Source organism: Haematospirillum sp. 15-248 (assembly GCF_012102665.1).
Taxonomy (GTDB): Bacteria; Pseudomonadota; Alphaproteobacteria; order Rhodospirillales; family Rhodospirillaceae; genus Haematospirillum.
The window spans coordinates 16,450-36,301 of the sequence record NZ_JAAVTF010000011.1; the positions used below are offsets into that span (position 1 = coordinate 16,450).

17 protein-coding genes are annotated in these 19,852 nt (G+C 56.3%); 8 read left to right on the plus strand and 9 right to left on the minus strand.

The annotated features are described in order from the left end of the window. The first annotated feature begins 34 nt into the window (after positions 1–34). The 5 genes from HEQ72_RS09445 to acs all read left to right on the plus strand — a co-directional run bounded on the left by HEQ72_RS09445 (position 35) and on the right by acs (position 6,505). Positions 35–1,075: an NAD(P)H-dependent glycerol-3-phosphate dehydrogenase gene (locus HEQ72_RS09445; protein WP_168020895.1), complete on the plus strand. Its 1,041-nt coding sequence runs from the start codon at positions 35–37 to the stop codon at positions 1,073–1,075. A gap of 13 nt (positions 1,076–1,088) precedes the next feature. Continuing rightward, the gene (locus tag HEQ72_RS09450) at positions 1,089–1,394 is read left to right on the plus strand and encodes a YciI family protein (RefSeq protein ID WP_168020896.1); all 306 of its coding nucleotides are present in this window, start codon (positions 1,089–1,091) and stop codon (positions 1,392–1,394) included. A gap of 5 nt (positions 1,395–1,399) precedes the next feature. Continuing rightward, the gene (locus tag HEQ72_RS09455) at positions 1,400–1,825 is read left to right on the plus strand and encodes an EVE domain-containing protein (protein ID WP_168020898.1); all 426 of its coding nucleotides are present in this window, start codon (positions 1,400–1,402) and stop codon (positions 1,823–1,825) included. Between the two features lie 116 nt (positions 1,826–1,941). Beyond that, positions 1,942–4,386 carry a DUF3772 domain-containing protein gene (locus tag HEQ72_RS09460; protein ID WP_168023201.1) on the plus strand — a complete coding sequence of 815 codons (2,445 nt, stop codon included), beginning with the start codon at positions 1,942–1,944 and terminating at the stop codon, positions 4,384–4,386. A gap of 184 nt (positions 4,387–4,570) precedes the next feature. Further along, positions 4,571–6,505 (plus strand): acetate--CoA ligase, encoded by a 1,935-nt coding sequence (gene acs / locus HEQ72_RS09465; RefSeq protein WP_168023202.1) that lies wholly within the window; start codon positions 4,571–4,573, stop codon positions 6,503–6,505. A 57-nt stretch (positions 6,506–6,562) separates the two neighbouring features. Here the strand turns inward: acs and HEQ72_RS09470 are convergent, their stop codons facing one another. The 5 genes from HEQ72_RS09470 to HEQ72_RS09490 all read right to left on the minus strand — a co-directional run bounded on the left by HEQ72_RS09470 (position 6,563) and on the right by HEQ72_RS09490 (position 11,498). Next, positions 6,563–8,110, minus strand: coding sequence for a methyltransferase regulatory domain-containing protein (locus tag HEQ72_RS09470; protein WP_168023203.1), 1,548 nt, complete (start codon positions 8,108–8,110; stop codon positions 6,563–6,565). Between the two features lie 383 nt (positions 8,111–8,493). Beyond that, entirely contained in the window at positions 8,494–8,946 is a 453-nt protein-coding gene (locus HEQ72_RS09475) for a 3TM-type holin (RefSeq protein WP_168020907.1), read from the minus strand. Next, entirely contained in the window at positions 8,946–9,545 is a 600-nt protein-coding gene (locus tag HEQ72_RS09480; RefSeq protein WP_168023204.1) for a glycoside hydrolase family 108 protein, read from the minus strand. Before HEQ72_RS09480 ends, HEQ72_RS09475 begins: the two co-directional genes overlap by 1 nt. Positions 9,546–9,749: 204 nt before the next feature. Continuing rightward, positions 9,750–10,607 carry a M10 family metallopeptidase C-terminal domain-containing protein gene (locus HEQ72_RS09485; RefSeq protein ID WP_168020911.1) on the minus strand — a complete coding sequence of 286 codons (858 nt, stop codon included), beginning with the start codon at positions 10,605–10,607 and terminating at the stop codon, positions 9,750–9,752. Positions 10,608–10,823: 216 nt separating this feature from the next. Then, positions 10,824–11,498, minus strand: a complete 675-nt coding sequence (locus tag HEQ72_RS09490) for a glutathione S-transferase family protein (protein WP_245183157.1) — start codon at positions 11,496–11,498, stop codon at positions 10,824–10,826. 226 nt (positions 11,499–11,724) lie between these two features. Here HEQ72_RS09490 and HEQ72_RS09495 point away from each other — a divergent pair, with 226 nt between their 5' ends. The 3 genes from HEQ72_RS09495 (at position 11,725) to asnB (ending at position 16,377) form a co-directional block, all read left to right on the plus strand. Next, a complete protein-coding gene (locus HEQ72_RS09495; protein ID WP_168023205.1) occupies positions 11,725–13,395 on the plus strand; it encodes a SulP family inorganic anion transporter in 1,671 nt (556 codons plus the stop codon). Positions 13,396–13,499: 104 nt separating this feature from the next. Next, positions 13,500–14,438, plus strand: coding sequence for a glycosyltransferase family 2 protein (locus tag HEQ72_RS09500; RefSeq protein ID WP_168020917.1), 939 nt, complete (start codon positions 13,500–13,502; stop codon positions 14,436–14,438). Further along, positions 14,404–16,377 carry an asparagine synthase (glutamine-hydrolyzing) gene (asnB, locus tag HEQ72_RS09505; protein WP_322099212.1) on the plus strand — a complete coding sequence of 658 codons (1,974 nt, stop codon included), beginning with the start codon at positions 14,404–14,406 and terminating at the stop codon, positions 16,375–16,377. The genes HEQ72_RS09500 and asnB overlap by 35 nt, the downstream gene beginning before the upstream one ends. Here the strand turns inward: asnB and truA are convergent. From truA to HEQ72_RS09525, 4 genes are all read right to left on the minus strand, one after another. Continuing rightward, complete coding sequence (truA, locus tag HEQ72_RS09510) at positions 16,335–17,120, minus strand: tRNA pseudouridine(38-40) synthase TruA (RefSeq protein WP_168023206.1); 786 nt, start codon at positions 17,118–17,120, stop codon at positions 16,335–16,337. The two genes, asnB and truA, sit on opposite strands and share 43 nt — an antisense overlap. A 30-nt stretch (positions 17,121–17,150) precedes the next feature. Further along, a complete protein-coding gene (gene fmt / locus HEQ72_RS09515; protein ID WP_168023207.1) occupies positions 17,151–18,077 on the minus strand; it encodes a methionyl-tRNA formyltransferase in 927 nt (308 codons plus the stop codon). Further along, positions 18,077–18,631 carry a peptide deformylase gene (gene def / locus HEQ72_RS09520; RefSeq protein WP_168020922.1) on the minus strand — a complete coding sequence of 185 codons (555 nt, stop codon included), beginning with the start codon at positions 18,629–18,631 and terminating at the stop codon, positions 18,077–18,079. The genes fmt and def overlap by 1 nt, the downstream gene beginning before the upstream one ends. 238 nt (positions 18,632–18,869) lie before the next feature. Next, on the minus strand, positions 18,870–19,850 hold the full coding sequence (locus HEQ72_RS09525) for a hypothetical protein (protein ID WP_168020924.1): 981 nt from the start codon (positions 19,848–19,850) through the stop codon (positions 18,870–18,872). Positions 19,851–19,852: the final 2 nt, after the last annotated feature.

Consider the following 19,852-nt stretch of genomic DNA (forward strand, 5'->3'; position numbering starts at 1 on the left):
CCCTGTTGTAAGGCGCACCGTGTGGAGGATCAGGATGCAGACAATCGGGGTTGTTGGCGCGGGGGCATGGGGAACAGCGCTGGCGCAGGCTCTATGCCGTGCCGGGCGGCATGTCCGGTTGTGGATGCGTGACCCCGGGCTGGCTGCGACCATCACAAGAACAGGCTTTAACCCGGTTTATCTGCCCGACTTGCGTCTGGATCCAGAGATTGCGGTAACCACGGACCTGGCAGAGGCCATGGATACGGACGCCGTGCTTCTGGTGGTTCCCACCCAGCATTTGCGATCCATTTGTCGCTCTGCGGCCCCGTTGTGGAAAAGCGGCGTTCCGGCTGTCCTGTGCTCAAAGGGTATCGAGACAGGAACCGGGGCATTGACAAGCGATGTCGCCCGCGCAGAACTTCCTGTGCATACGCCTCTTGCTGTTCTGTCTGGTCCTGGTTTTGCCGATGGTGTTGCGCGTGGCTTGCCCAGTGCGGTTACGTTGGCCTGTTCTGACCCTGCTCTTGGCATGACGCTGGTGTCCGCTATCGGGAGCCGGACATTTCGCCCCTATTATTCGCCTGACCTTGTGGGGGTAGAGGTCGGGGGTGCAACCAAGAATGTCCTGGCCATTGCCTGCGGCATTCTGGAAGGCCAGGAGCTGGGTGAAAACGCACGGGCCGCGCTGTTGACACGCGGACTGGCAGAAATGAAGCGTCTTGGTATTGCCCTGGGTGGGCGGCCGGAAACCTTCATGGGCCTGTCGGGGATGGGAGATCTTATTCTGACCGCGACATCGATGCGTTCGCGCAATTTCTCGCTGGGGGTTGCCATGGGGCAAGGGCAGTCGCTGTCTTCTATCTTGGCAGCGCGACGTGCTGTCACGGAAGGCGTTGCGACAGCAGGTGCCATTACGGCACTGGCGCGCAAGTTGAGGGTGGAAATGCCCATCTGCGAGGCCGTTGATACCCTTCTGAACCATGGTGGAAGTCCTGCGGATCTTGTGGACGGGCTGTTGGCCCGCCCCTTCCGGAGCGAGCTCGATTCCCGTCCACGGGCCGGGCAGGTTATTCCATCAGAACAGGAACATTAGAGAGACCGATAGTATGCCATTTTTTGCTGTTCATTGCCTCGACAAGCCCGGTCATGGTGCGGTCCGTCTTGATAACCGCAGCCGGCATCTGGCATGGCTTGAGTCGCACCGGGACCGTATCGTGATGGCTGGCCCGATGTTGGCTGGCGATGGAGAGGGGCTGGTTGGTTCCCTTCTTGTCGTTGAGCACCCGGATCTGGATGCAGTCTATGCTTGGTGTGCAGAAGATCCTTATTCCCAGGCCGGCCTGTTTGAAAGTGTTGTCATTCGCCCGTACCGGATTGTCTTCGGCACGGCTGCGCCTTCGAATGGCCCTTGAAGGTAATGGGGTTCTGGCTTCTTAAATCAGAACCAGACTCATGGTCCTGGGATGATCAGGTCTGTGTCGGGACAGAACCCTGGACCGGCGTACGTAATCATCAGGCAGCGGGTTTTCTACGAGCCATGCAGGCTGGTGACATGGCCTTCTTCTATCACTCCCGTTCCCAACGCATGATTATGGGATTGGTTGAGGTCGTCCGCACAGCCTATCCGGATCCCACAGACCCGACGGGCCGCTTTGTCAGTGTTGATGTTGCTGCCCGTTGTGCATTGCGTGTGCCGGTCATGTTGTCGGGATTGCGGGATGATCCCTTCTTTGCCGGTATGTTGCTCCTGAGGCAGCCGCGTTTGTCTGTCATGCCGGTTGATCCGGATCACTGGGAAGCAATATGCAAAATGGGAGATGCAGATCTACAGTCCTGGCGATAATCCTGTACAGTCAAACCTGTTACCCTGATCTTGCCGTATTCCTCTTTTCTCCTGTAGACCAGTATTGTAACACATGATCGATTAACCGTTTCCAGCCATTGATCCCGGGGATTGTCGTGCCAACATTTTTGTCCTGTTGCCGCATTTCTTTCGTAATCCTTGTTTTTGCCTGCACCCTGACGGGTTCTGTCCTTCCGGGGGATCTTGCGCAATCCGGGGCAGCGACCCTGATTCCCGCAGTCTCAGACAAGCGTCCGGGACAAGACAGGCTCAAGCAGTTTTCGACTTTGCTCGATTCTGCCGAGGCCAAGTTGGCGTTTACAGAGTCTCGAGCCAAAGGAAGCCTCGATAACGACCGGCTCCGGGAGTTGCGACAGGAAATTCTGCGCGAAGTACAAGGCCTTGCCCCGATAGCGGAGGCTCTTCAGGTTGAAAAGAGCCGCATCACAGCCGAGCAAAATACGCTTGGTCCCGCACCGGAAGATAAAAGCACGGAAACAGCTCCCGTGGGGAAGTTGCGGGAAGCTCTTGGGAAACAAATGGTTCTGGCCGAGGCTGATATCAAGACGGTTCAATTCCTGAAGGTACGGGCACAGGTCCTGACCCAGAGGATTATCGCAATCCAGCGCGATCGTTTGGCCGACCAGCTGTTCAGCCGCAATGCGGATCCCTTTGCGCCCGAAACGTGGGGTGTTGCGCTGAGGGATCTGACCAGTCAGGGGTCAAGAACGGCGGAAGTTATTGATTTTGTCCGTAATGTTGATTGGTCTTCCGAAGCCACACAGCTGGTTGTGAAGAAGTTGATCGGGACTGTTCTGCTGGGCTTTGTTCTGGTCTGGCCTTTCCGGATCTGGTTGAATCGGCGCCTTCTTCCCGTCTGGGATCCATCTGTCCGACTTGGTTTTTCGGAGCGGCTGTGGATTTCGGTCAAGCGCGGCCTGATACGCATGGTGCCCTTGGCCGTTCTTGTCGGTATTGCCAATGCTGTTATTCAGGGGGCGGGCATTCTGGGCGATATTGGCGCCAATGCCTTAGCGCTGATATCCACAATATTGGTATCATTGGTTGCTGTTATCAGCCTTGTCCGTGCTGTTTTGTCACCGGGAAAGCCAAACTGGCGTGCCGTGCCGATCAATGATGCGGCTGCGGCCCGGAGCTGTCAGATTGTAACTGTTCTGCTGGTTATTTCTTCTTTTGATCACTTTCTTGCGTTCGGAGAGCAAGTCTGGAACCTGACAGTTGAAGTCGTTAGCCTGCGCATGTTTGTTACAACGCTGGCAACCATGTTGCCTATTTTTGCGCTGACAGGCGCCAGGCTGTGGCATCAGGCCCCTGACGGGCAGCTGGACTACGGGAAAGCTGCAAAAACCCGCTGGGTGCGTTGGCCCGTTTCCGCGGTTGCTGCCGGGGCATCCATTGCGGCCGTGGCTGGGTATACAGAGCTTGGCCATTCACTGGCAACGTCCCTGTTGCGGTCTTCTGTGGTTGTTCTGGTCTCGGTTGCCGCGTTTGCCGTGCTGCGCGAGCTTTTGACCTTGGTCTTGTCGCGTGTGGGGGGACCTGTCCGGGAAGACAGAAAGCAGGCTGAAAACAGTGACAGCGGCGCCATGATGCGTTTCTGGCTCAGTGTTGTGGCTGCTCTTGTGGTTGGAGTGCCGGCTTTTCTGGCTTTCCTTCTGTTATGGGGCGTCAGCCGTGACACCATAGACAGTGGGCTCAGCCTGCTCATTGATGGCTTTGCTATCGGGTCTGTGCACATTTCGTTAATCAATGTTGTGACAGCCATTCTGATCTTCACGGGTCTTCTGTTTGTAACCAAGGTCATCAAGGCCATTCTGGAAAAGCGCGTTCTGCCGATGACTCGGCTGGACACGGGCCTGCAGAATTCCTTCGCGACCTCTGTTGGCTATATCGGCTTTGTGACAGCCCTTCTGGCTGCCGCGTCGACTCTTGGTATTGGTCTTTCAAACCTTGCCATTGTTGCCGGTGCCTTGTCGGTTGGTATCGGTTTTGGCTTGCAAACGATTGTGAACAACTTTGTTTCGGGCCTTATTCTGTTGTTTGAACGACCGATCAAGGTCGGGGACTGGATTGTAACCGGAGATACAGAGGGCTATGTCCGCCGGATTCGTGTCCGTGCAACGGAAATAGAAACATTCAACCGTTCAACGGTTATCATCCCGAATTCAGCCCTGATTACGGCACCGGTTACCAACTGGTTTCTGAATGACAGGGTTGGGCGGTGCATTGTTGAAATTGGGGTCGGGTATGACTCTGATCCTGAGAAAGTGCGCTCCATTCTTCTTGATTGCGCCCGATCCCACCCCCGCGTTTCGCGTTGGCCTGAGCCATCTGCCCTTTTGGTTGCTTTTGGAGATAGCGCCCTGAATTTCTCCTTGCGGTTCTATCTTCAGGATATAGAGCTTATCAACCCGGTCGGGAGCGAAGTTCGTGTGGCCATACTCAAGCGTTTCAGGAAAGAGGGTATTTCCATTCCATTCCCGCAGCGCGATGTGCATGTTATTCACAAACAAAGTGGTATGCAGGCAGCGGAATGGTGAAATTTTTACAAATATATGACGCTGCACAAGCGAGATGAATGACAATAAAGAGACCTTTGCTTAGACTATACCCTACAACAGTCCAAGCTATGGATATTAGCCCGATTCGGATGTGCACAGTCCGGGTTGCGTGTATCCTCGAAGGTTCACTGCTCCGCAAGGCAGCCCCCAGGAGACGTCCACGATGGAACATGACGTATTTCCGGTCCCGGAGTCCTTTGCCAGAAATGCCCTGATTGACAACACCCGTTATCTTGCCATGTACGACCGTTCTGTGAAGGATCCTGACGGATTCTGGGCCGAGCATGGCAAGCGCATCACCTGGATGCGACCTTACAGCCGGGTGCGGGATGTCTCGTGGGATCCTTCCAACCTGCATATCCGTTGGTTTGATGACGGTACGCTCAACGTTTCGGCGAATTGCCTTGATCGCCACCTGGAAACCAAAGGCAGCAAGACGGCTATTATCTGGGAAGGCGATAATCCGTCCGAGAGCGAGCATATTACTTACCGTGATTTGTACGAACGGGTGTGCCGCTTTGCAAATGCCATGAAAACCCTGGGGGTCAAGAAGGGCGACCGGGTTTGTATCTACCTTCCCATGATTCCGGAAGCAGCCGTCGCCATGTTGGCCTGTGCCCGTATAGGCGCCGTTCATTCCATCGTCTTTGGCGGTTTCTCCCCCGACAGTCTTGCCAACCGGATTCAGGACAGTGAGTGCGTTCTTCTCATCACGGCTGATGAAGGGCTTCGGGGTGGGCGTAAAGTTCCCTTGAAAAGCAATGCCGACCGGGCGCTGGAGCACTGTCCTTCTATCCGCAATGTTGTCGTTGTGCGCCGTACGGGTGGGGATGTGAGCATCAAGACTGGCCGGGACGTCTGGTACCATGATCTTGTTGCGTCGGCTTCGACAACCTGCCCTCCGGAAGAGGTGGAAGCGGAGCACCCGCTGTTTATTCTGTACACCTCTGGCTCAACGGGTAAGCCCAAGGGTGTGTTGCACACATCCGGGGGGTATCTGGTTTATGCCTCCATGACCCATGAATACGTCTTTGACTGTCGCGACAATGATATTTACTGGTGCACCGCTGACGTTGGCTGGGTAACGGGTCACTCCTATATCGTCTATGGTCCCTTGGCCAACGGGGCGACCACCCTGATGTTTGAGGGCGTGCCGAATTACCCCGCGGTATCCCGTTTCTGGGATGTTGTGGACAAGCACAAGGTCAGTATTTTCTATACGGCCCCAACAGCCATCCGCGCCCTGATGCGTGATGGTGAGGAGCCTGTCAAGCGTACCAGCCGTAAAAGTCTGCGTTTGCTGGGTTCGGTCGGTGAGCCAATCAACCCCGAGGCCTGGATGTGGTACTACAAGGTTGTCGGGGAAGGGCGATGCCCGATCGTGGATACTTGGTGGCAGACAGAAACCGGGGGCATCCTGATTACGCCGCTTCCGGGGGCAACGGCCTTGAAGCCTGGTTCAGCCACGCGTCCTTTCTTTGGTGTTCGTCCGGTTCTGGTTGATGCCGAAGGCAAGGAGCTTGCGGGCGCAACAGAAGGCAACCTGTGTATTGCGGAATCCTGGCCCGGACAGATGCGCACTGTTTATGGGGACCATGAGCGGTTTATCCAGACCTACTTCACGACCTACAAGGGCTATTACTTTACTGGTGACGGATGCCGTCGTGATGCTGATGGTTATTACTGGATTACCGGTCGTGTTGATGACGTGATCAACGTATCCGGTCACCGGATGGGTACGGCCGAGGTGGAATCAGCCTTGGTTGCCCATGCCAAGGTGGCGGAGGCGGCTGTGGTTGGCTATCCACACGATATCAAGGGACAGGGAATTTATGCCTATGTCACCTTGGTTGGAGGAGAGGAGCCAACAGAAGCCCTTCGCAAGGAGCTGATCGCCTGGGTTCGTGACGAGATCGGCCCGATTGCCAGCCCGGATGTGATCCAGTGGGCACCGGGCCTTCCCAAAACCCGGTCCGGCAAGATCATGCGGCGGATTTTGCGCAAGATTGCCGAGCACGATTTCAGCTCCCTTGGTGATACATCCACCCTAGCGGATCCATCGGTTGTTGATGACCTGATCGAAAACCGCGACGGATAACTGACGCAGTACAGGAAGAAAAGGGGCCGGGTTGTATCACCCGGCTCCTCTTGCTTTTCAGCCAAACAGAAGCCCAAGATCGCGGAATACAGAGAGCTGGTGCCGGACGTAACCCTCCACCGTCTGTGTCACGGTCAGGCCATCGGCTGGCGTGACGTTGATTTCCTGCTTTTCCACACGTTCCAGCATGTGTTTGCAAATGCTTTCGATATCCTGCGTTCCGTCAAGATATTGTATCAGAATGCGGTCAACCTCTGACAGGGTGACCAGGCCATGGTAGCCATTGATCACGCGGTTGCTGAACGTGGCCCGATAGCGGGATACCTTCGACGTGATGGGCTTGTCACTGATTGTGGTGGTCTGCTTGCCTGGCTCGGTGTGCAGGGAAATAGATCCGCCGAGGACCAAGGCGCACAGATTGTTCAGAAATGCCCGGCGAATGGCGGCATGGTCTGTGGACCTTAGCTGACCGGCAACTTTCTGTATCAGGTCCGGCAGGGAAACAGGTTTCCCCCGTTCTGCGTACAGAACCTGGAATATGGCAATATCAAGCGCGCTGTGGGCGGTTGCTGTCTGTGGCCCGACGAATGTCATGGATGAGCCAGTCTCTTTCCCTTCTGTTTCCTGCGGGGCAAGGTGACTGACAAAGGAGTACCCTGAAAGCTTTTCAGGATTGATGGTGCGATCCAGGGCAATAGTGTCGTGACACAGGAGGGTGGAGCGGAAACGACGATTGGTCACAAAGTCCATGTACTGCTCAAGCCGGACAATGTCCTCAATCTCGCCCAGTACCTTGGACGCGTTGGGTGCCAGATTGCCGACGTACATGCTGGGCAGCATGGCATCGCCCAAGTAGGCCAGGCCGTTGTCTTTTGCCTGCCCTGCAAACTGGTGGAAGTAGTACTGGTGGTTCTCGGCCTCCAGGTGCTCGTGCAGGATATAGCTCTTTGAATGTCCCTCCAGAAGGGTCATCTCTTCCTTCAGGATCTCCAGGTATCCCTTGCGGCCGGGGTTGGTGTTGTCCGCCGCAAACTTGAGGATGGAAAGGGCCTGTGATGCTTTCTCTACCGGGTCGCTGAAGTTGTCGGCATGATAGCGCATCATGTCACGAACGCTGCGTACCTGGTTCCAGCCGGGGAGGGTATTGTAGCTGACGTACGCAATCCCGTTGGCGGTCAGATTGTGTTTCATGACCTTGAAGATATGGTCCCGCACCGCTTCAGGAACCCACGACAGCACGCCGTGGCAGATGATGTAGTCAAAGGTCCCCCACGTCTCATCGATGTCTGTAATCGATGCACAGTTCAGGCGGATATTGTCCAGGCCCAGAGCTTGGATGTGGCGACGTCCTTCTTCGATCTGTACGGAAGACAGATCCACGCCGACGACAGTGGCGTGTGGATAGTCGGCCGCAATGGGAATGATATTCCACCCGCTTGCGCAGCCCAGTTCCAGGACTCGAGCCGTGGCAATATCGGGAGCCTGCATGCCGAACAGCCGCCCAAGGGTCATCAGATGCGCAGGGTGCGTTTGCGCGAATGGATAGCTGTCGTATGGCACAACATCATAAGATGTCTGCTCGCTATTTTCCGAGAGAAAGCCCATAGTTACCTTGTTCCAGGTTGCACGTGAATAGCCGTGAGAATACAGCGGGAGAAGGGGCAGTGTTAAGCCCTTAACGCGATGAAATAGCGATGTAAATCACCCCAAAGTACAACCTTTCCGGACAGTATCGGCTGCGCCCTGGTCTTGAACGTCCATTCTGCAAGAGAAGAGCCGGTATGCTGATAGTATTTTATTCCGTGTGTGGCGTGTTTCTCGTTCGTGACTGTTTGCGCTGTATGCCTTGAGCCAAACAGGTGCCTGTGTCACATTTCCAAGTGCCAAAACGCAGTTACGCTACAGCAAGTGGGCCGTGAGAATACCGGATTTTCCGGTCTCTTACGGCCCACTTCTGCATCTGGGTCAGGTTCCTTGAATGTCCGTTCTCAGGCCTGCGATTCAGGAATCTTGCGTGTTGCACTGCGATCGACGACAGGGGCTTGTTCGGCGTTTCTTTGGCTGGTCGCAGTATGCGGGGAAGATGTCTCAGGCATTGATGGCTTTTCCCGTATTTTTTCTACGGTCCGGGTGGCGAAATAGGCCAGTACAATAGCCATCACAAGCTGCACCAGCCAATCTGGCATCATGGCATAGCTCTGCATGGCCTCGGCAAAAGTGCGTGGGTTAATCGCAGGCCATACCATCATGGCAATAGTTCCCAAGGTTATCAGGGGGCGTGGCAGGCGATTCAGGCTGTCAATGCAATAGTCCCAGTTCGATTTTCTGTCATGAATGTCTGCAACATTCTGAGGAAGAAGCGATGAGGGGACTGACTTTACTGTACGTGCCAACTGTCCGATGAGTCCTGATATGGTCAATAAAGGACTGATCTGTGCCATCAGGCTGTCTCCGTCTCTAGGCGATCAAGGCGTGCCATCCAGCCACGTTCAAATCGTTTTTGGCTTGGATTTGTGGCAATCAGATGTTCAAGAAATGTCCGGCGCCGTTCGATCAGGGCCGAGGCTAGGCGATCTCCCATCTCTGAAGCGGCCTTCTCAGCAGCAGCGCGCGTTGCCGGCCCTAGAATCCCGTCGGCAGGTAGAGGGCCGTATCCATTCTGGTTCAGAACGTCCTGCAGCCAGGTAATGGAACGATGTAGTCCTGAATTGATACCGGCATCCACCAACGCGGGCCGAATCAAAGCAGGCATGGCGTCAAAGCCTGGATCTTCGACATAACGTTTCTGGTAAATGGCGCGGGCTCCATCCTCCGACAGGTTCTTCACATCTTCGATAGTGGCCTGTCGGTTGTAATAATCAGAGAGGGTGGCCTGTGTAATGCCATGATTGGTGCAATAGCAATCCCACCGATGACCTTGGGCCGGGTTTGCCTTACCGTAGTGTGCACGATCCGCAGGATTATCGGTAAATCCCCCCTCTTCCTTGAGTATGGTATCGAGAATGGAACGCAGGGATATTGCCATAGCTCTGAACCTCATGATTTTTTGTTCTTGTTGCAGGCAAAATCTCTCATCACTAGAGTACGTTGTTATTGGCAGTTATGACATCCAAATGTTGTCCATGAGGTTACTGAGCATGGTGAGATTTTCTATGGTACGCTGTCTTGATGGCATCATCCGGACCACCAGTGCGATGGCCCGGATGATGCGTGCAGAAGAAATAACCGGCAACAGTGATGCTCATTACAGCATGTCTGAAGAGTATACCGTCAGTGTTCCCGCCAAGGCCGGGAGCTTTATGGATGCGTCTTCATGGGGCGGAAGATAGGGAATGCCACCTTCAGACATTGGCATCTGGTCATTGGCGCTGCTGTTTGCCATCGGGCCAAGCCCAAGTGTACGTGCGCTGGAAATGGCATCGCCAAGAATTTCGGCACCGCTGTGCCTGACCTCGATAACAAAATCCTCCTCTTCGTTGCCATTGGTATCCCCCTTCAGGAATCCCTTGCTTGAAGCAGCACCATAGCCAAAAGCCTCATACCAGACAGCATGGGCCTGAGGGCCTGTCTGGCTGAAGACAAGTTCCTGATGTCCTGCTTCTCCTTCGTTTCCGTCAATGGCAGATAAATCTATTCTGTCCCCGCCCCATGAGTCGAAGTCGACAATCAGTACAGGGTCCCATGGCGGCGATGTATACGTTCCCGCAACGACAAAAACATCAGGATAAAAATTGATCCTACCGGATGGGCTATAGTCTACAGCGGGTGCATCACCAACCATAACTGTACCTTGGGCATCTGCAATCAGGATATCGCGCCCGGGGCCGCCGGAAAGAAGGCTTTTGTTGCCTGTTGCCTCAAGTACATCGTCCCCTTCCCCTCCGAACAGACTGACACCGCAACGGGGTGAGGATATCAGGTCATTTCCTGATCCACCCACGATAACGCCGGTTGCAGCGAAGATGCCTTGCTTGAAGACACCGTCCACACTGACCGCAAGCTTGCCCGTATCCAGTGGCATGATCGTCATGGAAGACGTCTCATGGGAATAGTCGGCAACACCGAACTTCCCTATGGCAGAGAGCATATTTTCATCCAGCATAATGAGAATCTCCACAAAAAGAACAGGAGCCTCGCAACGCTGGAAAGACTAGACTTTATTGTATGTGTTTCAATTATAATGCGTGGAATGTCCACCGCTGGACATACTGTATGTGTACGAAATTAATAAGCCAGTGAAACAAACCGGGATAGTTCCGGAGGCGAGAAGGAATCCCCCCGGTTTGTTAGGCTATTGTTGATGAGGGAAAGCGGATTCCTAAAAATCCAGGTCGGCATAGTGACGGGCAGGGGGAACCCCGGGTACAACATCAGCAAGGAGCGTTCGGAAACAGGGACGGCTTTTGATCCGTGCATACCAGTTACGGGCAAAGGGGTGTTCATCCCATGGAACGTCGCCGGTATAGTCAACAAGGGACAGGTGTGCCGCTGCGGTCAGGTCGGCTAAGGTCATGTTGTCCCCTGCCAGCCATTTGCGCCGTTCAGTCAGCCAGGTAATATAAGCCAGATGCATGTGAATATTGGTGCGACCAGCCCTGATATTGCGGGAGTCCGGAGATCCCCTTCCCAGCAGGCGACGCATCAGCTTCTCTGATACCAGGGGGATGGTGACTTCCAGCCGGAATTTATGATCAAACCATGCCGTCAGCCGCCTTGCCTCGGCCCGGTGGAAGATGTTGCCAGGCAAAAGAGGCGTATCGGGACAGATCTCCTCAAGATACTCACAGATGGTCTGCCCGTCGGATATGACGACTCCGTTCGGTTCCAGCAGGACCGGAACCTCTCCAGCTGGGTTAAGGGCAAGGAACGCTTCATCACGTTCCCAGTCAGCCTGCACTTGCTCCTGCGCATCAATACGTTTCTCGTGCAGGGCAAGGCGCACCTTGCGTGCTGAGGGAGAGATCCAGTGATGAAAAAGGGTTCTTGTACCCAACCGTGTTCCCGGAACCATATTTACCAACCGTGTCAGAGTGGGCCTGCCGACCCTTTGCCTTTATCATATACCTTTGGACACATGGCTACAGGTACTGATTTACGCAAAACGCATCGCTGTCTTTCTGTCCAGACAGCGATGAGCGATGTATCCGGGCATACGTTTGTTCCCATTCTATGATTGGCTGGTCATGATCCGTTCAGGCTTATGGTATCAGGATGAAAGCATGGGCACGTCACATCACGACAGAAATGGTCTGTTGACGCCGAAACTGGTCACGGTCCTGCGCGATGGATACACCCTTTCCATGCTGCGGGCCGATATCATGGCTGGAATGACCGTTGCCATTGTTGCCTTGCCATTATCCATGGCACTGGCCATTGCATCCGGAACGACGCCGGATCGTGGGTTGGCAACGGCGATTGTTGCCGGTTTCCTGATTTCGGCCTTCTCTGGTTCGCGTTTCCAGATCGGCGGGCCGACAGGTGCCTTTGTTGTCATTGTCTTTCAGGTGATCCATGATCATGGTTATGACGGGCTGGTGCTTTCAACACTGATGGCGGGGTTTATCCTGATCGCATTTGCCCTGGCGCGTTTTGGTACCTATATCAAGTATATTCCCTATCCTGTGGTCACCGGTTTTACATCAGGCATTGCCTTGATTATCCTGACCAGCCAGGTTCCCGAGTTGCTTGGCTTGGGATTGAAGAACCCACCCCCTGACTTTATCGGCAAATGGGCTGCCATCCTGGAGCAGATCCGTCATACCAAACCGGGAGCGCTGACTATTGGCGGTATGACCCTTGTTGTTATCCTGGTGGTACGGCATGTGGCTCCGCGGGCGCCTGTTTTCCTGATCGGCATCAGTATCGGGGCTTTGGTAACGGCGCTGGGCGGAATGAACGTTGAAACAATCGGCAGCCGGTTCGGGGATATCCCGCGGACTCTTCCGGTTCCGGCATGGCCCGATATCAGTGTGCAGCGATTGGTGACACTGGCTCCCTCTGCCTTCACGATTGCCCTTCTGGCCGGTATCGAGTCTCTTTTGTCTGCGGTCGTTGCCGATGGCATGACCGGGCGGAAGCACCGTTCAAACTGCGAGCTTCTGGGGCAGGGGATTGCTAACATCGGGTCGGCCTTGTTCGGCGGCATGCCGGCAACAGGTGCCATTGCGCGCACGGCAACCAATGTACGGGCCGGTGGTCTGTCTCCGGTCTCCGGTATGGTGCACGCGGCGGTTCTGCTTGTCCTGATGATGGTTGCAGCGCCGCTGGCCCGGTACTTGCCGATGCCGTCACTGGCGGCTGTTCTGGTCATGGTTGCCTGGGGCATGAGCGAGATTGACCGCTTCCGCCGTCTGTTGAAGGCCCCTCCGGGCGATATTCTGGTCCTGCTGCTGACATTTGTGTTAACCGTTCTGGTCGACCTGACCTTGGCTATACAGGTTGGTGTTGTTCTGGCGGCCTTGCTTTTTGTGCACCGTATTACCCAGGTCATGGAGGAAGAGCAGGGCTTGCACCTGGTTGATGAAGACACGGATGATTTTGCGCGGGTGCGCAGCGTCTACAGTCCTGAGAGCGGTGGATCACGCCGTACCGTGATATACCGCATCAACGGGCCGTTCTTCTTTGGGATCGCCGGAAAACTGGCGGATATCCTGGAGAATATTGGCCAAGTTCCGGATACCTTGATCCTGGATATGGAAGCTGTCCCCGTTATTGATGCAACGGCGGCCCATGCCCTGGATGGTTTTATCGACCACTGTCTGCGCAAAGGCATAGTGGTTCGTCTGGCCGGCGTTCGTTCCTACCCGTTGCGTATTCTGAAGGATCTGGGGGTAGACAGGAAAGTAGAAGCCATCCTTTCCCGGTCTGAACGCGGAGATGACGGGCCATAATGTCTCGTCGGCTCCAGCCTGGATTGTCGGGTAAACTTCACTTTCCGGCTTGCTCCGGCCTGTAGTATGGTGCCCCGCTCTGGAGCGGGAACAATGGACGATCTATGACAGTGGGGCAAACCCGGGGCGAAGGTGTTTCCTTTATTGTGCCCGTGTATAACAAGAAGGACTGGCTGCCAGCCGTGCTGGCTGCCTTGGCCGCTCAGCGTGGCTCTTTTGCGCGCGAATATATTTTTGTCGATGATGGCTCTACCGATGGCTCCATGGAGATTGTGGAAGCTGTTACAGCTTCGTGGCCTGCGGTGAAGCTGCTCCGTCAGGCCAACACCGGTTCGGCTGCGGCCACAAATCGCGGTATTGCCTTGGCAAGTATGCCCTTTATCAAATTCTGTGACGCGGATGACCTGTTGGCACACGATGCGACGCGTGTCCTGCTGGATGCCTTGCGTGATACGTCGGCTTGCTTGGTATGGGGAGAACGGATCCTTTATCACCCGGGGCAGGCGGTGGACTTGGGGCTGACTTTGGTCCCTGATTGCGTGACTGTTGTGAATGACCCGTTGCCGTTGGCTTTGCGTAATTCCCTTTTCAATCCGACCCAGTTCCTGGTGCGTACGGATGCTGTTCGCCGTTCTGGTGGTTGTGATGAGCGCGTTGTCCATTCACAGGAATATTCCCTGACCTTGCGTTTGGCCCGTCTGGCACCATTTCTGCACCTTGATGTTCCTGTGGCCTGGATACCTGTGGATGTGCCCGGCCGTCTGTCAGGGCGGACCGGTGATCCCGGACGTCAGCTGCAGAGGGTAACCCGTGCTGTTGCTTTCTTCTTGCGTGATAATCCGGATGTTCCTGTTTCCTTGGTTCGGGAGGCGTGCCGCCGGGCCGCTGGTCGGGCTTGGAAATACCAGAAGCGCCACCGGGATCAAAAGATCCTGCTCTCTCCATGGTTCTGGAATTTGGTGTGCGCCTTTATGCCCGGCCTTAAGGGACCCGATTTTATTGAATATTGTGCCCGGGCTTTTGATACCGGACCGGGAGAATGAGCTGATGTGTGGGTTTGCTGGTTTACTGCATCCGGGTGGGCATGATCTTGATGTTCGTGCTGCTGCCATGGCCTCGGCCCTAGTGCACAGGGGACCGGATGATCATGGCGTGTTTACGGATGTGGATGCCGGGTATGCTGTAGCTTTCCGCCGTTTGTCGATCCGGGATCTGTCTGTCAATGGACACCAGCCCATGACATCCCATGATGGTCGATGGGTTCTTGCTTTCAACGGTGAGATCTATTTTCTGGACGAGGCCCGTGCGGCTGTTGAGGCAGCCGGTGGCGGTCCATGGGCTGGGCATTCTGATACTGAAGTCCTGCTCCAATCCATAGCTCTGTGGGGTGTACGGGGCGCCCTTGAGCGTCTGGAGGGTATGTTTGCGGTTGCCGTCTGGGATCGCCAACGGAGAGAGCTGACACTTGCCCGCGACAGGATGGGGGAGAAACCCCTGTTCTGGGGCCGGCTTGGTTCTGCAGTTCTGTTCGGTTCAGAACTTCCGGCCCTGCGTCGGTGGCCGGGTTGGGTTGGTGGTGTTGATCGTGTAGCTCTGGCGGGGTATCTGCGACAGGGGTGGATTGCCGCACCACGGACTATTCATCCCGGTATTTTCAAGGTTCGCCCCGGTTATATGGTTACGATGGCGGCTGACGGGACCGTGCGTGGTGATGAGGCGTACTGGACTGCTGCGGCCGAGTTGGACAAGGCGTCCTCCAGTCCTTTCGTCGGGGGTGTTGTTGATGCTGCCGACGAACTTGAGCGTTTGCTGCTGCGCTCTGTAGGGGCAAGGTTGCATGCCGATGTGCCTGTCGGTGCTTTCCTGTCCGGTGGTATCGACAGCTCAACGGTTGTGGCCATGATGCAGGCAACCGGTGTAGCCGGGGTGTCCAGTTTTGCCATAGGGTTCGAAGACCCGCGTTATGACGAGAGTCCTTTTGCCGAGGGAGTCGCGCGTTCACTTGGTGTTTCTCACCATACCTTGCGTATGACTGAGGCGGATGCCCGGGCCTTGGTCCCTCGTATGGCGACAGTATCCGGTGAGCCTTTTGCCGATCCTTCCCTGTTGCCGACGCTTCTTCTGTGCCAAGGAGCCCGCTCGCACGTGACTGTTGCCTTGGCTGGCGATGGTGGTGACGAGTTGTTTGGCGGGTACACCCGGTTCTCTGATGTCGCACGTCAGTGGGAGCGCCGTTTACCTTCTTCCCTGTCTTGCATTGCAGGCCATATTGCCCGTGCTTTGCCGGTTGGCTTTCTGGATCGAAGATTGTGTGCGCTTGGGCGTGCATTGGGATCCCATCGTGACAGCCGTCCGGTTGCCCGCCTGCGCCGAACCCTTGAGCTTTGGGCTGCCCGTTCTCCGGCGCGTTTGATGGAGCTGTACCACAGTCCGTGGCGTGATGATCTTCCTTTTGCCGTAACGGCTGATGACCTTCTTCCCGGCCTGCCTGTCCCTGATCTGGAAGACCCGGCCCTGGTCGCCATGGTGGTGGAAGCTTTGACCTATTTGCCAGATGACCTTTTGGTCAAGGTAGACCGGGCCAGTATGGCAGCCAGTCTGGAGGTGCGGTTGCCGTTTCTTGATCTGGCTGTTATGCGCCATGCTTGGAGTTTGCCCACGTCCTTCAAGATGGAAGGGGGCGTGACGAAGAAGGTTCTGCGCTCTGTCTTGCATCGTCATGTGCCGTCGGCACAGGTGGAGCGCCCGAAAATGGGTTTCGAGCCACCTGTCGGGGCTTGGATGCGTGGACCGTTGCGGGACTGGGTGGATGGCTTGCTCGATCCGCATCTGGTACGGCAGCAGGGTATTCTGGATGCGGGTGTTGTGTCTGGCCTGTGGCAGGCTTTTCGCGATGGCCGGAGCCGGCAGGTATTGCCGGTATGGCATTTGGTAATGTTTCAAGCCTGGATGCAGGATGAGGGGGCCTCCACGCTCGGGTAGCGGACTTCAAAGAAGTACAGCCCGCATGCAGGCGCAGTTGGCCCTGCGCTGCTGCGTGACCGTGCCTCCAGGGCCTTGCGGACATCCCTGTCGGTCCATTTCCCGGTTCCGACCAGGGACAGGGTTCCAACCATGTTGCGGACCTGATGGTGCAGGAAGGAACGGGCCCGCACGAAAATCTCGATCAGGGATCCTTCGGGGACGGGAGTGTGGGTCACAGTCAGAAGATCCAGGGTTTTCACCGGGCTGCGGGACTGACATTCGGTTGCCCGGAAGCTTGTGAAGTCATGGTTCCCGACCAGAACCTGCCCCGCCTCGTGCATAGCTTCTGCATTCAGGGGGCGGGCGACCCACCATACCTTGCCATGTTCCAGGACCGGGTGGGCGCGACGGCAGAGGATCCGGTAAACATAGGACCGTTCCAGCGCCGAAAAGCGTGCGTGGAAGTCATCATCCACCCTTTCGGCTTGCCTGACGGCAACAGGCAGGGGGCGCAGGTGGGCATTGATTGCATCGCGCACTTTTTCAGCAGGATCAGCGCGCCCCAGATCAATATGAGCAATCTGTCCGAGTGCGTGGACACCGGAATCAGTCCGTCCTGCCGCATGGGCAACGGGCAGGACGCCACAGTATCGCTGTGCAGCCTCCTCTATGGCCTGTTGTACAGACAGGCCATTGGTCTGCCGCTGCCAACCAACGAAGGCAGAGCCATCATATTCCAGTGTCAGCTTGTAACGGGGCATGGCTGGGCAAGGCTTTCAGGGCATGAACAGTCAGGATACAGGCTGGCCGTTGAGGAGAGTACCGGGAGGGATGGGGAACCCCCTGTAGAAGGCTTCGGCATCCATGGGATCTTTGCCTGCCCGTTGCAGGGATAAAAGGCGGACCGCACCATGGGAACAGGCAACCGTAAAGCCGTTGTCCAGAATGGCCCCGGGTTGGCCTTGTCCTTCAACGGGTTCGGCTGCCAGAACCTTGATCCGGGTTCCCGCATGCTCAAACCATGCCCCCGGGAAAGGGGACAGTCCGTTGATGTGGCGCGCAACCTTGGAAGAGGGGTGGTCCCAGACAATCCGTGCTTCTGCCTTGTTGATTTTCTCGGCGTAGGTTATGCCGTTTTCAGGCTGCGGCACAGCCTTCAACGTACCCCGTTCCAGTCCGTCCAGAGCTTCCAGAATCAGCGCTGCCCCTGTTTCTGCAAGGGTATCGTGCAACAGGCTGGTGGTGGTTGTATCGGTGATCGGTACGGTTTTTCTCAGCAGCATGGGGCCGGTATCCAGCCCGGCTTCCATCTGCATGATTGTGATCCCGGTTTCCGTATCTCCCGCCATAATGGCCCGGTGCACAGGCGCAGCACCACGCCAGCGCGGCAGCAGCGAACCATGGATGTTGATACAGCCAAGGGCAGGGACATCCAGAATGGCTTGTGGCAGGATGAGGCCATAGGCTGCAACAACGGCAACATCAGGTTTCAGGGCCGCAAGAGTTTCTGCTTCTTCTGGCCCACGCAGGGACACGGGGCAATGCACGTCAAGGCCCAATGATTCCCCGGCACTTTGAACCGAGGAAGGCCGCAGGGCCTGCCCCCGTCCGGCGGGGCGCGGTGGTTGGCAGTAGACTTTGGCAATGGTATGGCGGCTTGCCAGTGCCCGTAGTGCCGGCACGGCAAAGTCCGGCGTTCCCATGAAAACGACCCGCATCAGTCCTTGTCCTTCCGCGTGGCGGGGACATACTCGGCCTCCAGGGTTCCGTTCTTTTTGCTTTTGGTCAGCTTGCGCAGGATCATGTTGCGCTTCAGGGACGATATGTGATCGACAAACAAGGTCCCTTCAAGGTGATCAATCTCGTGCTGGACAACAACAGCCAGAAGGCCATCGGCTTCAAGCTCCCGCACTTCATTCTGGTGATCCAGGTAGCGGACCCGGACCCGGGCCGGGCGATCAACCAGTTCGTAGTGATCTGGAAGGGACAGGCAGCCCTCTTCATAAGGCGCTGTTTCCTCAGATGCCCAGATGATTTCCGGATTGGCCATACGCAGGGGAGCTGGCGGCTCTCCCCTGTCGGCGGCATCAATGACAATAATACGCTTGAGGACCCCGACCTGTGGTGCAGCCAGACCAACGCCCGGGGCAGCGTACATGGTTTCAAGCATGTCATCCATCAGGCGGACAATATCCCGGTCCACCTTTTCAACCGGGACCGCGCGTGCTTTCAGGCGCGGATCAGGGGCGACAACGATGGGCAACAGCGCCATGGGTGGGTTTCCTCGGAACGTACGGGACCAACATTGTATGTGGAAATAAGCTGCCTTGACGGGGAAATCAAGTTGCAGCGGCAGAAGGATGCGGGGCATCTTTGTTCTGTCCGGTATATCCCGACCGGCATGCCCTATTTCCGTGCAGGCTTTTAAGGCATGCCAAAGCCGACCGGACTTGATCCGGCCGGCTTTTCAGGGCCATTGAAGCCACAAAGCTGTATACTCGCTCCTGGTCTCAGATATTCAGGTCAAGGCGTGCCTTGCCACTGGAACTTGAAGTGTTGCGTTGCGGCTGCACCTGCCCGCCACCAATCTGAACCACCGCCTGTGCCAAGGCAAAGGCAGCAACTCCCAAGGCTTGGTCCGCTTGCCGGACGCGTGTTTCATAAACACGACGCGTGTCCTGCTCCGGCGGTACAGCGTTGCTCAGCGACTCCAGAACGGCTTGCCCCTGCTTGATACCAGCGCTGGCATCCTTCAGGACCTTGGCTACAACAGCGCCAAGCTCGGCCTCTGTTTTGGGAGGAGGTGATTGTGGAGCCGGAGTCCCGCTGTCCTGTATGGGCAGGCCATAGGGGAAATAATCCTCGGTGGCACCGGTTGTGATATCGGCAGGCGTTGGCTCCGGAACAATTTCCAGCCTTCGGCTTTGTTTACCCAAGGCTTCGTTCAGGGCGCTTGCTGCCCGCGCCGCTGCCTTGTCTGCTTCGGAGACGACGGGAGTAGCTGCGGTAGAACCTGATACCGGAACCAGGCGCGGGTCTTCGGCTGGCACGGTGGCTTCAAGGTCAACAGACACACCCGAGCCGGCTGCAGCCGAGGCGAGCAAGTCGGCAGCCTTGCGTATGGCATTGCCTGCCTCGGCTATACGCGCAAGCGCAGCCTCTGCTTTACGGGGGCTGTTCTCGGCCAGAGTCTTGGGCGTATCTCGTGCCACATCCCCAATGTCATCGCGTGCCAGACTGACCTGGACCCGTGCGCGCTGGATATCATCGGCCCGGGCCAGAAGACTCTGAACCCGCAGCGCAACTTCTTCCGGAGTCTGGCGGTTTGATCCGGCGTTGCTGTCAGCCCCGTTTCCACTGAAACGATCAGCACTGGCCGTCTGTATGTTTTCTGTCGTCTGAACCCGCTGAGCCTCAACATCTTCCCTGCGGACGGGAGGCTGCGGGAATGGCGCGCCCGCTGTGCGCAGACGTTCGACAGGACTAGTCATGG

Bases quoted from the DNA above. Each gene is read 5' to 3' on its own strand.
- HEQ72_RS09445 (WP_168020895.1), top strand. From the start codon at position 35: ATGCAGACAATCGGGGTTGTTGGCGCGGGGGCATGGGGAACAGCGCTG.
- HEQ72_RS09450 (WP_168020896.1), top strand. From the start codon at position 1,089: ATGCCATTTTTTGCTGTTCATTGCCTCGACAAGCCCGGTCATGGTGCG.
- HEQ72_RS09455 (WP_168020898.1), top strand. From the start codon at position 1,400: ATGGGGTTCTGGCTTCTTAAATCAGAACCAGACTCATGGTCCTGGGAT.
- HEQ72_RS09485 (WP_168020911.1), bottom strand. From the start codon at position 10,607: ATGCTGGATGAAAATATGCTCTCTGCCATAGGGAAGTTCGGTGTTGCC.
- fmt (WP_168023207.1), bottom strand. From the start codon at position 18,077: ATGCGGGTCGTTTTCATGGGAACGCCGGACTTTGCCGTGCCGGCACTA.
- acs (WP_168023202.1), top strand. From the start codon at position 4,571: ATGGAACATGACGTATTTCCGGTCCCGGAGTCCTTTGCCAGAAATGCC.
- def (WP_168020922.1), bottom strand. From the start codon at position 18,631: ATGGCGCTGTTGCCCATCGTTGTCGCCCCTGATCCGCGCCTGAAAGCA.
- HEQ72_RS09480 (WP_168023204.1), bottom strand. From the start codon at position 9,545: ATGAGGTTCAGAGCTATGGCAATATCCCTGCGTTCCATTCTCGATACC.
- HEQ72_RS09475 (WP_168020907.1), bottom strand. From the start codon at position 8,946: ATGGCACAGATCAGTCCTTTATTGACCATATCAGGACTCATCGGACAG.
- HEQ72_RS09500 (WP_168020917.1), top strand. From the start codon at position 13,500: ATGACAGTGGGGCAAACCCGGGGCGAAGGTGTTTCCTTTATTGTGCCC.
- truA (WP_168023206.1), bottom strand. From the start codon at position 17,120: ATGCCCCGTTACAAGCTGACACTGGAATATGATGGCTCTGCCTTCGTT.
- HEQ72_RS09495 (WP_168023205.1), top strand. From the start codon at position 11,725: ATGGGCACGTCACATCACGACAGAAATGGTCTGTTGACGCCGAAACTG.
- HEQ72_RS09525 (WP_168020924.1), bottom strand. From the start codon at position 19,850: ATGACTAGTCCTGTCGAACGTCTGCGCACAGCGGGCGCGCCATTCCCG.
- HEQ72_RS09470 (WP_168023203.1), bottom strand. From the start codon at position 8,110: ATGGGCTTTCTCTCGGAAAATAGCGAGCAGACATCTTATGATGTTGTG.